Below are 13,622 nucleotides of genomic sequence, written 5' to 3' on the forward strand. Positions count from 1 at the left end.
CAGCAGTGCTTATGTCCTGTTCAAATTAACTTTGGGAATATAACAAATCTTGATGTAAAAATTACCAACCATTTTTTGCCACATTACCAGAAAAAATAAAAGCGAAGAATCTTCCAGATAAATACTCTAAAGTTAGGTTGTCTGAAATTGTAATAAATGATTGGGGTAAAGAGTTCTTTTTACACGATCCATCAGGAATTTTATGGCATTTTGGTTGTTTTTATTGAAAAATTTTCTTCTTTTTCAATTCAAAATCTTTACCTAAATATACTTTTCTTACCATTTCATCTGCAGCTAATTCTTCTGGAGTTCCTTCTTTTAAAATACCTCCATTATACATTAAATAAGTTTTATCTGTAATAGCTAGAGTAGCTTGCACATCATGGTCTGTAATAAGAATACCTATATTTTTATTCTTTAGTTGTGCTACAATACTTTGTATATCTTCAACAGCAATTGGGTCCACACCAGCAAAGGGTTCATCTAATAAAATAAAATTAGGATCAGAAGCCAAACAGCGAGCAATTTCTGTTCTACGTCTTTCTCCACCAGATAGTAAATCGCCTCTATTTTTACGAACATGCCCAATATTAAACTCTTCTATTAAAGATTCTAATTTAATTTTTTGTTCTTTTTTAGATAAATTTGTGAATTGCAAGACAGACATAATATTGTCTTCTACAGATAATTTTCTAAACACAGATGCTTCTTGTGCTAAATAACCAATACCTTTTTCTGCACGTTTGTACATGGCATCTTTGGTTATTTCTTCATCATTTAAAAAAATTTTACCAGCATTTGGTTTAATCATTCCAACAATCATGTAGAAAGAAGTTGTTTTTCCTGCTCCATTTGGCCCTAAAAGTCCAATAATTTCTCCTTGCTGAACTTCCAAAGAAATACCTTGAACCACTTTTCTACTTCCGTATATTTTTTGAATATTATCTGCTCTTAAAATCATATTTTTCAAAAATGTATAATTGTATAATTGTTGAAATATTTAATGTGTAAATGTATTTATTATAATGCTATAAATTTCTTAAAACATTCACAAACAATTACAAACTTAAACAAATAAAACAGTTAAACTTCTGTTTGGAGAGCTTCCCAATACTCTACAGCTCTCCTTAAATGTGGAATTACAATTGTACCTCCAACTAAAGTTGCAATAGACATGGTTTCCATCATTTCTTCTGTAGTTACACCATTTTTCTTTGCAGACTCTAAATGATATTGAACGCAATCATCGCATCTAAGTACTGCAGAAGCAACCAAACCTAAAAGTTCTTTTGTTTTAACAGGTAAATGTCCTTCTTTAAAAGCATTGGTGTCTAAATTAAAGATTCTTTTAACTACTTTATTGTCAGAATCTAAAATTTTATCGTTCATTTTTTGACGATAGTCATTAAACTCTTGGACTTTTTTGTACATTTTTTTGTTGTTTTTTTATTACTCTTTTAGAAACTTTGATACCAATTTCATATAAAATAAGAATCGGAATTGCTACAATTACCTGACTTGCAATATCTGGAGGTGTAATTATTGCAGCTAATATCAAAACAACTACTAGAGCGTGTTTTCTGTATTTTTTTAAGAATTCTGGTGTAATTAAACCAATTTTAGTTAAAAAATAAATTAAAACTGGTAATTCAAATAAAATAGAAACGCCTAATAACATATTGGTAATTAGACCTATGTGAGATTGTAAAGTAAAACTATTTACAATACTTTCGGAAATTTGATAATTGTATAGAAAATGAACAGATATTGGTGCAATTACATAAAAACTAAATAGCAAACCAATAAAAAATAACATAGAGGCTGTAAAAATAAACCCTTTAGATTTTTTTACTTCTTTTTCTGTTAAACCTGGTGCAACAAACCTCCAAATTTCCCATAAAAGATAAGGAAAGGAAACAATGATTCCTAAAATTAATGAAGACCAAATAGAGTTCATTAATTGAGAAGTAACTTTAATACTTTGTAGTTTTTTATCAGCAAAAGTTACATTACAAAAATCGCTATCCATACCAAATAAGTTAAAAAAGTCGCAAAATAATTGGTAGGTAATAAAGTCTGATTTTATATGTGCTAACAAGAAGTTATCATACACTTCTTCTGCAAACACAAAAAAAACAATTGCTAAAATAAATATTGCAGATGCACCTCTTACTAAATGCCATCTTAATTCTTCTAAATGACCTAAAAAGGACATTTCTTTTTGTTTTTCTGCCATTAGAAAATACCTTCTTTAATTAAATCATGTAAATGAACAACACCAACATAATTGTCTTTATCATCAATTACTAAAATTTGTGATATATTATTTTGTTCCATTGTGTTTAAAGCATCTACAGCCATTGCATCTTTATAGATGGTTTTAGGGTTTGTACCCATAATATCTTTTGCTTTAAACTTTGCTATTTCTGTAGTTTTTGATAGCATTCTTCGAATATCACCATCTGTAATTATACCTAATAGTGTGTCTTCTTTTACAACTGCAGTAACACCTAGTCTTTTTTCAGAAATTTCTACAATTACTTTAGCAATACTATCATTTTCATTAACTTTTGGAAGCTGATTATTTTTAACCAAATCTGAGACTCTTAAATATAAACGTTTTCCTAATGCACCTCCTGGATGGTATTTTGCAAAATCTTTGCTGGTAAAACCTTTTAATTCTAAAAGGCAAACAGCTAAAGCATCACCTAAAACTAACTGTGCAGTTGTACTTGTAGTAGGAGCAAGATTGTTAGGACAAGCCTCTTGAGTTACATACGCATTTAATGTAAAATCTGCATTTTCTCCTAAATAAGAGTCTACGTTTCCAGTAATAGCAATAATTTTATTGCCATAATTTTTAATTAATGGAACCAAAACTTTAATTTCTGGAGTGTTACCACTTTTAGAAATACAAATAACAACATCATCATCTTGCACGTTTCCTAAATCTCCGTGAATTGCATCTGCTGCATGCATAAATATTGCTGGAGTTCCTGTAGAATTAAATGTGGCAACAATTTTAGAACCAATGTTGGCGCTTTTACCAATTCCTGTAACAATTACTCTTCCTTTAGACTGTAAAATAAATTTTACAGCTTGTTCAAAGTCAACATCAATTAAATTTGCTAAATTAGCAATAGCATTACTTTCAATTAAGATGGTTTCTTTGGCTGTTTTTATAATTGAGTTTGTTTTTTTCAATATTTAAGTATTTTATCAGAATAAAAAAAAGTTATATCTTTAGATTAAGAAAACAAGCAAATTTACTATAAAAAATAGTTAGAACAAATATAATAGAAGGTTTGTGAATTGTTTTTAAAGTTAAACAAATATTTACATAAATGGATTTATACAGTCCTCTTAAAAAATTCTTTGGGTTTACCAAATTTAAAGGATTACAAGAGCAAGTAATTAAAAGTATTGTTAATAAAAATAACACTTTTGTAATCATGCCAACAGGTGGAGGAAAGTCTCTCTGCTATCAATTACCAGCTTTAATGCAAGAAGGAACTGCAATAGTAGTTTCTCCTTTAATTGCTTTGATGAAAAATCAAGTAGATGCAATTAGAGGTATTTCTGAACATAATGGAGTAGCACATGTCTTAAACTCTTCTTTAAACAAGACAGAAGTTGCACAAGTAAAGGAAGATATTGCTAATGGAATTACTAAGTTGCTCTATGTTGCACCAGAATCTTTAATCAAAGAAGAATATGTTACTTTTTTAAGAACACAAAAAATTTCTTTTGTAGCTATAGATGAAGCACATTGTATTTCTGAGTGGGGACATGATTTTAGACCAGAATATAGAAATTTAAAACATATTATAAAAGCAATAGACAGTGTGCCAGTAATATGTTTAACAGCTACAGCTACAGAAAAGGTACAAGAAGATATTCTTAAAACTCTTGGAATTACTGATGCAAATAGATTTAAAGCATCTTTTAACAGAGCCAATTTATTTTATGAAGTAAGGCCTAAGACAAAAGAGGTAGAGAAAGATATTATTCGTTTTGTAAAACAAAGAATGGGTAAATCTGGTATTATCTATTGTTTAAGTAGAAAAAAAGTTGAAGAAATTGCACAAATTTTACAAGTAAACGGAATTAAAGCTGTACCATATCATGCAGGTTTAGATGCGAAAACACGTGTAAAACATCAAGATATGTTTTTGATGGAAGATTGTGATGTTGTTGTTGCCACAATTGCTTTTGGAATGGGAATAGACAAACCAGATGTACGCTATGTTATACATCATGACATTCCTAAAAGTTTAGAAAGCTATTATCAAGAAACAGGAAGAGCAGGAAGAGATGATGGAGAAGGATATTGTTTGGCTTTTTACGCATATAAAGACATAGAGAAGTTAGAAAAATTTATGGCAAGCAAACCAGTTGCAGAACAAGAAATTGGGCATGCATTATTGCAAGAAGTAGTGGGTTATGCAGAAACCTCTATGAATAGGCGTAAATATTTATTACATTATTTTGGTGAAGAATTTGATGAAGTTAATGGAGAAGGTGCAGATATGGATGATAATTCTAGAAACCCAAAGAAAAAGCACGAAGCCAAAGAAGATGTGAAAATTTTATTACAAGTTATAAAAGATACTTTACAAAAATACAAAGCAAAAGAGGTTGTTAATACAATTGTTGGTAAAGAAAATGCTTTGCTTACTTCACATAAAACACATTTGCAATCTTTTTTTGGTATTGGAAAAGAAAAAAGTCCTTCTTACTGGATGGCTTTAATCCGTCAAGTTTTAGTGGTAAATTTAATTAAGAAAGAAATAGAACAGTATGGAGTTATAAAGTTGACCCCAAAAGGAGAAGAATTTATTAAAAAACCAACTTCGTTTATGATGACAGAAGATCATGAATACAATGAAGAAAATGATAACTCTATTATTACCAATTCTAAATCGAGTGGAGGAGTTGCAGATGAAAAGCTAATTAAACTATTAAAAGATTTACGTAAAAAAGTTGCAACAAAGCAAGGTGTGCCACCTTTTGCAGTTTTTCAAGATCCATCTTTAGATGATATGGCTTTAAAGTATCCAATGACATTAGAAGAACTCTCTACAGTGCATGGTGTTGGAGAGGGAAAAGCTAGGAAATTTGGAAAAGAATTTATAAAATTGATTTCAGTTTATGTAGATGAAAATGATATTTTAAGACCAGATGATTTGATTGTTAAAAGTACTGGAACGAACTCTGGATTAAAACTATTCATCATACAGAACACAGATAAAAAACTACCTTTAGAAGATATTGCTAAATCTAAAGGATTGGAAATGAGTGAATTGATTAAAGAAATGGAAGTGATTATTTTTTCTGGAACAAAGATTAATATTGATTATGCCATTGATGATTTGTTAGATGAAGAACAACAAGAAGAAATTCACGACTATTTTATGGAAGCAGACTCTGATAATATACAAGAGGCTTTAGATGAATTTGATGGCGATTATGATGATGATGAATTACGTTTAATGCGTATTAAATTTATTAATGAAGTGGCTAATTAAAATTGATATTTCTTATCAATAGCATATTTAACCAATTCATTTCCATTAGACAAATCTAATTTTCGGATCATATTTTTTCTATGTGTATCTACAGTAGTTTTTGCTATAAATAATGTTTCAGCTATATCTTTAGAAGTTTTGCCTTCTGCAATTAGGTTTAAAATTTCTTTTTCTCTGTTTGATAAAACTATTTTGTCAGATTTGCCAATGGTAACATGATCATCTATATAATTATTCATAAAATTAAATGCTACATTGGGGTCAAAGAAAGTTTCTCCATTTGCAACTGTTACAATGGCTTTAGATAGCATTTTTATTCCTGAATTTTTTAAAATGTATCCTGTTGCACCAGCATCTAACATCTGTTTAATAGCATCTGGCTGATCAAACATTGTCATGGCTAAAACGTTAACATGAGGTAATTTTTTCTTAATTATTTTTGTAGCTTGAATCCCATCCATAATTGGCATTCTAATATCTGTAATTACAAGTTTTGGTTGTTTTAAAGATACTAACTTTACCAATTCTTCACCATTATTTACTGCACCAATGATGTTGATATTATCATCATACTCAAAAAAAGATTTTACACCATCAATTAACATTTGATGATCTTCTGCCATAATAATTGTAATCATAGTTTATTTTTTCTTTAAAAATAACATTTTAATAAAAAATATAAATACCTATAAATAAGGAATTAATTAAGAGGAATATCTATAATTACTGAGCTTCCTTTTCCTATAGTAGAATCTACAGTAAAAGTTCCAGACAAATGCTCAACTCTAGTTTTTATAGAACTAATTCCCATTCCGTTTTTTAAATCTATTTTTTTATAATCAAAACCTTTACCATCATCTTCTAAAATAATATTTAAACTTTTATCATAGGCAGCAATATTAATTGTTGCGTTTTTAGCATTTGCATGTTTTATGACGTTGGTAATTAATTCTTGAATAATTCTAAAAACGGTAATTTCTAAACTGTTTTCTAAACGTTTATCTAAGCCATAATCAATAACTTCAATTTTTAATTTATCTGCGGAAGATATTTTTTCGGCCATCATTTGAACTGAGACTAACAAACCTTGGTTTGCAATGACTCCAGCATTTTTTGCATGAGCAATTCTTCTAACTTTTAAGTAAGCTTCATCAATTAAATTCTCTGTTTTATCAAATAATTCTTCTTGATTTATTTTCTTTTTTTCTTTATTAATTTTTAAGTTTTCAAAGTGCAATTTTAAAGTGGCTAAAACAGAACCCAAATTATCGTGTAAATCTTCTGCAATTCGTTTTCGTTCTTTTTCTTGTCCATCTACCATTGCATTTATGGTAGTAATTTCTTGTTCTTTTAAAAGAGTTAAGTTTTTTTGAGTTTCTAATTCTTTTTCTTGTTCTGCTAATAAACGTTTTTTGCGAGAGTTTTTTAATGTTAAATAAGCAATGCTACTGCCAAAAAAAATAAACAAAATAGAACCAATTATTAAGTTTTTTTGTTGTTTGTTTTTTTGTTTTTCAAGTAATATTTCTTTTTCTTTTTTTGCAGTATCCTCTTTTGTTTTAGAGTCGGAAATTAGATGTTGTGTTTCATAGTGTTTAGCCATAAAACTATTGCTGTAATACTTATTAGAATAAATTAGAGCACTATCTTCAAAACCGTTTTTTTCAAATAATTTCCATTTTCTATCTAATAAATAAGTGCTTGCATTTTTATTTAAATAACCCTTTTTAAAAAGATAAATAGAGTTTAAAATTTTTTTTGATTTTTCAATTGAATCTATATCTAAAAAATATTTTGACTTGTTAATTTTTATTTTATCTAAAACTAATTTTTCTATTGGAAATTTTAGATTTAAAGAAACTGGCATATTTAAATAAAAGAAAGCGCTGTCTATATTTTTATTAATATGAAATTGATAACTAGCATTAGAAATATTTTGTAAAGATTTTAAATAATTAAAATTTAGTTTATTAATAAATGATTTTGTATTAAAATATTTTTGCTCAGAAATATTTTTATATTGATTGTTAATTAAAGTCAATTTAAATTCAAAATATTTATAATAACCTAAATCAATACTGTCAGTAATGTTTTTTTTGTATTCAATTAAAAAATCTTTGTAATATACATCTGTTAATAAATGACCTTGATTGCAATAAATTTCTAAAATATTTCTAATACTTTCACATATATATGACTTGTTTTTTAAAGATTTAGAAATCTGTAAACTTTTACTAAAATTATTAAAACCTTCTAACGCATTTTCATTATGGTGATATTCAAAGAGACCTTTATTTAAATAGTATAAATATTTAAAATCTAAATCTTTATCACTAAGGTTAATAGGTGAATTTTGAACTGAATCTACTCCAATATTTTTTTTAAAAATTAATAAATTTTTTAATTCCTTTTTTTTATCATCAGAAAACTTACTATTGTCAATAAATATATTAGCCTGTTCATATTTGTTTAGTTTTAAATAACTTATTAAAACTTCTACAGGGCTTTGAAAGGTTAAAAATAAAAGGAGTAAATATTTCAATAGTTATCTTGTAATTGATCTTGTCATATCGCAAATATAAGGATGTCTTCCTCCATGATCCTCACTATCATCTTCTTGGTTATTACAATTTTCTTCAGATGTTGATTTGTATTCAATTTTTAAATAAGAATCTCCATCTCTTTTATATTGATCTGGATGAAGATAAAGTGATTGGTCTGGCTCATTTCTATTGTACATAAAACTAGGTGGGTTTTTAATATCTACCAGAGATTCAAAAATTTTGTTAGGGATTGATAAATCATTTTCAGAATGATGCTTTATAATTTTGCTTTCCCAATCTCTGTTAAATGGAGATAATTTAATTCTAAAAGAAAAATCATAAGGCTCACCATCTTCTCCATAACCAGGTGTGGTTTCAAACTCTGGCTCACTATGGAATCCCATGCTTATTGCTCCTTTAAAATTTTGAATTTTATACATACAGTAATAAGTATGTAATTTAAAATCTTTTGTTGGTGGTTCGTGTTTTACAAATTTAACAAAAACACCATAAAAAGTATCAAAAGCTTGAGAAGCTACAATTGGTTGCCATTCTCCAACTACTTTTGGTTGTAAGTTAAATTTTAAAAGATGATGTGCCATATTATTATTTTTTATTAGTTAAAAATTTATTTTCATATTTAGTTGATGAAAGCCTACTAAAATTATTTAATTCATATTGTGGAATATTGATTGCTCTTTCAAACAACTTATTATTTATTTCAGATTCTATAACAAAAACACCAGTATTAGAGTAAAATGTGAATTTTGTTAATTCTAATCGGATATCTTTATTAAAACTCTTAATAATATTAATTATATCTCCTTGACTTGCAAGTGTAAAACTGATGTTTTCTTTACATTCTATTTCTTCATTAAAATCATAGGTTAAAAAATGATTATTTCCCACCAAAAAAGTCATTTTTTTTGTGCTTTCTAAAATAACGTTATTTAAAAGTGTTTTTGTAGTTAAACTTATATTACGAATTTCATTATACTTTTTAAATTCTGGAATTATATTACTTATAGAATTTGTTTTTTTTAATTTTTTTAGTTGATTTCCTATAGAATTATTTTTTTTACTTGTAGTCCATATATAACTTATTTCAAGACCATCATACTCAAAATCATTATTATCATAATGGTTAAAAATCCTTCTAGATTTTGGATCATATACAAGCAAATATTTTTTGTTATTACAGTTTCCATAGCCAACTACTAACACTAAATGTTTTATTCTATCATGTATATCAACTCCAAGAAGTATTGGGCTTTTGCTTGTTTTTAATGTATTCTTTACCAATTCAAAATTATCAATAAAACTTTTATTTTTCTGAGTACACTTTATGTTGTATTTATTATAAAGAGTATCTATTTCAGAAATTTTTAAGTATCTATTTTTTATACGACCATATTTAGTTATAACAAAATCTTTTTGGTCATCATCTATAATATTTTTGTAAAAATTAGAAATCATTGATCCACATGCAGCCCAACACCATTTTGACTCTTGTTGAGGTTGATAAACTAAATCTTCAAAATAATAAAACTCTTTCATAATATTGATAAAACAATTTTCAAAATTATAATCTTTATGTAAAAAAAATAAAAATTCAAATCATTAAACTACCTACAAATAGGTATATTCATTTCACTAAATATAAGTAAAAACTATAGAGTTACAATGGTAAGTAGTATTCCTAAAAGTATGGCTATAAATTTTTGTAAGTTAAATTTATGATTTTCAGTACTTTCAAAAAGTATAATTGTAGAAATGTGTAAGAAAACACCAATAATAAATGCAGTAATTTCTGTAGTATAAGTAGTAAAAAACGGAATTTTATCTCCCAATAAAACGCCTAAAGGACTCATCAAAGCAAAAAATATTAAAAAAGTAAAGACTATTTTTTTTGAATATCTTGTGTGAATCAAAAATGTTGTTAAAACAATGGCAATTGGTATTTTATGTACCACAATTGCCCATAACAAGTTGTCATCTGCATTATGAATGGGTAATCCTTCAGAAAAAGCATGCATACATAAACTCACAAATAATAAAGTTGGAAATTTTGTTCCATCTGAATGAATATGTATATGCCCATGTTCTGCTCCTTTAGAAAAAGACTCTAACACAGATTGAATGATAATTCCGATTAAAATAAAAATTCCTATTTTTTTGTAATCTGTAGTTTCTTGATATACTTCTGGTAATAAATGTAAAATAGTAACAGATAGGAGGTAAGCACCACTAAAAGCCAATAATAAACGAACTACACTTTTTTTAGGTTTTAAAATAAAAACCAATAAAGAACCTACAAAAACAGATGCTATTAGTAAGATGTAACTCATTTTGCAACTAAAATTAATCGATCTGAAATTTCTGACTTGTATTTGTTTAAATGATAATCACCAAAAATATTGGTAATTGTAAATCCTACCTTAGTAAAAAAAGAGGTCATTTTTTCTAAATCTAAATATTTTACTTTTTCTGTATAAGCATGATTTTCTCCATCAGCAAAAAAAGAAATATGTTTAAATATAAAGCCTTCTTTTATTTCTCTTTGAATATGAAAAGTAATATTATCTACAACTTTAGTTTCTTTGGCTACTAAATTGAGTTTTACTTTCTCTGCATTTAAAAAATCAAAAACAAAAAAACCATTAGCAGTTAAACCATTTTTAATGTTTTGTAAGATTTGGATATCCTCATTATCATCATCAAAATAACCGAAACTTGTAAACAAATTGAACACAGCATCATACTTATTATTAAATGGCTTGCGCATATCATGTACTTTAAATTTTAAAGTATCATTTTCAAATTCTTTTGCTAATTGAATGCTATTTTCCGCTAAATCTCCACCAGTAACTTTGTAACCTAAAGAATTTAAAAAAACAGAATGACGCCCTTTTCCACAAGGCAAATCTAAAATATGGGTTGTTTTTGGTAATGCTAAAAAATTAGTTATATTTTTCATAAATAACTCTGCATCTTCATCATTCCTTTCCTTATATAAAATGTGATAGTAAGGTGTGTTAAACCAATCTGTAAACCAATCTTTTTGTTTCATTTTTAAAATATGTTCCTTTTTTTATTCATCAAAAAAAGGAAGCCTTTGAAATTGTCATTCCTGTGAAAATAGGAATCTAAATATTATTATTTTAATAATTTTATATTTCAGTCTGTAAAAGTAATTAAATCTTACTTTAGAAAAAATGAAATTCAGTATTTCTCAAATATCCTTTTTTATAATGTATTTTTGCACTGAATTTTATGAGTATGAATAAAGATTTTAAAATGGTAGCTACAACCCTTTTTGGTTTGGAAGGAGTTTTAGCAGAAGAATTGAAGAAATTAGGTGCCCAAGATATAAAAGAGGCAGTAAGAAGTGTTTCTTTTAGAGGAGATAAAGGGTTTATGTATAAGGCAAATATTGCTTTAAGAACTGCTGTACGTATTTTAAAACCTATTAAAACCTGTAAAGTTTATGATGAAGAAGATTTGTATGAAGCGATTCAGAAAATAAAATGGGAAAATTTTTTAGAACCTGATGGGACTTTTGCTATTGGAGCTGTTGTAAACTCAAAAAATTTTACTTCTAATTCACACTATATTTCTTTAAAATCTAAAGATGCTATTGCAGATTATTTCAGGCATAAATATCATAAAAGACCCAATGTAGATTTAAAGTATCCAGATGTAAAGGTGCATATTCATATTCAGAAAGATTGGTTAACAGTTTCTTTAGATTCTTCTGGAGATTCTTTACATAAAAGAGGATATAGAACAGCCACAAATATTGCTCCAATAAACGAAGTTTTAGCTGCTGGTATGGTTTTATTGTCTGGTTACACAGGTGATGAAAACTTTATAGACCCCATGTGTGGTTCTGGTACCATTTTAATTGAAGCTGCTATGATTGCCAATAACATTCCTGCAAACATCAACAGAAAGTTATTTGCATTTGAAAATTGGAAAGATTATGATGAAGATTTGTATTTTATTATTCAGGATGCTTTATTAAAAAAGATTCGTTCTTCCCATTTTAAAATTATGGGCTTTGACAAAGCACCATCTGCAGTTCAAAAAGCAAAAGCAAATATTATTTCTGCAAATTTAGAAGAGTTTATTGGTGTACATCATGTAAACTTTTTTAACTCTACCAAAGAAGTTTTTGGAAATACTACTATTTTGTTTAATCCACCTTATGGAGAGCGTTTAAATATTGATGTTCAAGAATTTTATAAGAAAATTGGAGATACTCTAAAACATAATTATCCTGGTTCTACAGCTTGGTTAATTACTTCAGATATAGATGCTTTAAAATCTATTGGTTTAAGAACCTCTAAACGAATAGCATTAAAAAATGGAGACTTAGACTGTAAGTTTGTTAAATATGAATTATACGAAGGCTCAAGGAAAATTAAATCTAATAGAGAAGATTAGTTTCTTTCTCATTTTTTTTATATTACAAACAAAAGAGCTTGTCGAAATATAACGAATAATTGCTTTGTTATAAAACTTCGACAAGCTCAGTTTGACATACCTAAATACTTTTCAGGCAGCACCTTAATATTCTTTTGTAAAATGGTTTAATTTTATTTTACATCCATCAATTCTACATCAAAAATAAGTGTTGCATCTGGTGGAATTACTCCTCCTGCACCTGCAGAACCATAAGCTAAATCAGAAGGGATTACAAAACGAGCTTTGTCACCTACTTGTAATAATTGAATTCCTTCATCCCATCCAGCAATTACTTGTCCAACACCCACATTAAAATCGATGGGTTGTTTTCTTTTGTAAGACGAATCGAAAACTGTACCATCTAACAATTGCCCTTTATAATGTACAGAAACTCCTGCGCCTTTTGTAGCTTGTTTTCCATCACCTTTTTGTAAAATTTGATAACGTAATCCGCTTGCAGTTTCATCATAACCAGCAGCAACAGAGTCTAACAATTCTTTTTGTTTTGCTTTGGCTTCTGCTTCTCTTTTTTCTCTTGCTCCTTCAAAAGTTCTAAACGCTTCTATAGCATTAAAAGCTTCTGCATCTGCACCAACTCTAATAATTTCTACAGACATATCATCACCTTGAGCAACAGCATCAACAACATCTTGACCCTCAATTACAGATCCAAATACAGTATGTTTATTATCTAACCAAGGAGTAGGAACGTGGGTAATATAAAATTGACTTCCGTTTGTTGCTGGGCCAGAATTAGCCATTGCTAATTTTCCTGGAGCATCGTGTTTTAAGTCTGGATGAAATTCATCATCAAATTTGTAACCTGGGTTTCCTGTTCCTGTTCCAAGAGGACAACCACCTTGAATCATAAAATCTGGTATTACTCTATGAAATTTTAATCCATCATAATAAGGTTTTCCTTGCTCTTTTGCTGAGTTTTCTAAATTACCTTCTGCTAATGCAACAAAATTACCAACTGTTCCTGGTGTTTTTTCGTGTTCTAATTTTACTAAAATATCACCTTTTGGTGTGATGAACTTTGCATAAATTCCGTTATTCATATTTTTACTTTTAATCGTTTTTT

Annotated in this window: 13 protein-coding genes; 2 read left to right on the forward strand and 11 right to left on the reverse strand. The window is 27.8% G+C overall.

The genetic code is table 11. The annotated features are described in order from the left end of the window. Window positions 1-220: 220 nt before the first annotated feature. The 4 genes from lptB to ACY2RW_RS05670 form a co-directional block, all read right to left on the reverse strand. Entirely contained in the window at window positions 221-961 is a 741-nt protein-coding gene (gene lptB, locus ACY2RW_RS05655; RefSeq protein WP_490121731.1) for an LPS export ABC transporter ATP-binding protein, read from the reverse strand. A gap of 122 nt (window positions 962-1,083) precedes the next feature. After that, the gene (locus ACY2RW_RS05660; protein WP_490121732.1) at window positions 1,084-1,431 is read right to left on the reverse strand and encodes a carboxymuconolactone decarboxylase family protein; all 348 of its coding nucleotides are present in this window, start codon (window positions 1,429-1,431) and stop codon (window positions 1,084-1,086) included. Then, complete coding sequence (tatC, locus tag ACY2RW_RS05665) at window positions 1,406-2,236, reverse strand: twin-arginine translocase subunit TatC (protein ID WP_490121733.1); 831 nt, start codon at window positions 2,234-2,236, stop codon at window positions 1,406-1,408. The genes ACY2RW_RS05660 and tatC overlap by 26 nt, the downstream gene beginning before the upstream one ends. Continuing rightward, complete coding sequence (locus tag ACY2RW_RS05670; protein ID WP_490121734.1) at window positions 2,236-3,204, reverse strand: KpsF/GutQ family sugar-phosphate isomerase; 969 nt, start codon at window positions 3,202-3,204, stop codon at window positions 2,236-2,238. The genes tatC and ACY2RW_RS05670 overlap by 1 nt, the downstream gene beginning before the upstream one ends. Window positions 3,205-3,344: 140 nt before the next feature. Here ACY2RW_RS05670 and ACY2RW_RS05675 point away from each other — a divergent pair, with 140 nt between their 5' ends. After that, entirely contained in the window at window positions 3,345-5,528 is a 2,184-nt protein-coding gene (locus ACY2RW_RS05675; protein WP_490121735.1) for a RecQ family ATP-dependent DNA helicase, read from the forward strand. Here ACY2RW_RS05675 and ACY2RW_RS05680 read toward each other — a convergent pair. From ACY2RW_RS05680 to ACY2RW_RS05705, 6 genes are all read right to left on the reverse strand, one after another. After that, the gene (locus ACY2RW_RS05680) at window positions 5,525-6,166 is read right to left on the reverse strand and encodes a response regulator (RefSeq protein WP_490121736.1); all 642 of its coding nucleotides are present in this window, start codon (window positions 6,164-6,166) and stop codon (window positions 5,525-5,527) included. The two genes, ACY2RW_RS05675 and ACY2RW_RS05680, sit on opposite strands and share 4 nt — an antisense overlap. Before the next feature lie 62 nt (window positions 6,167-6,228). Next, window positions 6,229-8,070: a sensor histidine kinase gene (locus ACY2RW_RS05685; protein ID WP_490121737.1), complete on the reverse strand. Its 1,842-nt coding sequence runs from the start codon at window positions 8,068-8,070 to the stop codon at window positions 6,229-6,231. Between the two features lie 3 nt (window positions 8,071-8,073). Further along, complete coding sequence (locus ACY2RW_RS05690) at window positions 8,074-8,673, reverse strand: hypothetical protein (RefSeq protein ID WP_490121738.1); 600 nt, start codon at window positions 8,671-8,673, stop codon at window positions 8,074-8,076. Window positions 8,674-8,677: 4 nt separating this feature from the next. Then, window positions 8,678-9,628, reverse strand: a complete 951-nt coding sequence (locus ACY2RW_RS05695) for a C39 family peptidase (protein WP_490121739.1) — start codon at window positions 9,626-9,628, stop codon at window positions 8,678-8,680. A 113-nt stretch (window positions 9,629-9,741) separates the two neighbouring features. Continuing rightward, window positions 9,742-10,419 (reverse strand): ZIP family metal transporter, encoded by a 678-nt coding sequence (locus ACY2RW_RS05700; protein ID WP_490121740.1) that lies wholly within the window; start codon window positions 10,417-10,419, stop codon window positions 9,742-9,744. After that, a complete protein-coding gene (locus ACY2RW_RS05705) occupies window positions 10,416-11,141 on the reverse strand; it encodes a class I SAM-dependent DNA methyltransferase (protein ID WP_490121741.1) in 726 nt (241 codons plus the stop codon). The genes ACY2RW_RS05700 and ACY2RW_RS05705 overlap by 4 nt, the downstream gene beginning before the upstream one ends. Window positions 11,142-11,350: 209 nt before the next feature. Here ACY2RW_RS05705 and ACY2RW_RS05710 point away from each other — a divergent pair, with 209 nt between their 5' ends. Then, window positions 11,351-12,517 (forward strand): THUMP domain-containing class I SAM-dependent RNA methyltransferase, encoded by a 1,167-nt coding sequence (locus tag ACY2RW_RS05710; protein ID WP_490121742.1) that lies wholly within the window; start codon window positions 11,351-11,353, stop codon window positions 12,515-12,517. Between the two features lie 152 nt (window positions 12,518-12,669). On the opposite strand, the gene ACY2RW_RS05715 is transcribed toward ACY2RW_RS05710, so the two are convergent. Next, window positions 12,670-13,599, reverse strand: coding sequence for a peptidylprolyl isomerase (locus ACY2RW_RS05715; protein WP_490121743.1), 930 nt, complete (start codon window positions 13,597-13,599; stop codon window positions 12,670-12,672). Window positions 13,600-13,622: the final 23 nt, after the last annotated feature.

The organism is Polaribacter sp. 2305UL8-11 (assembly GCF_058147165.1).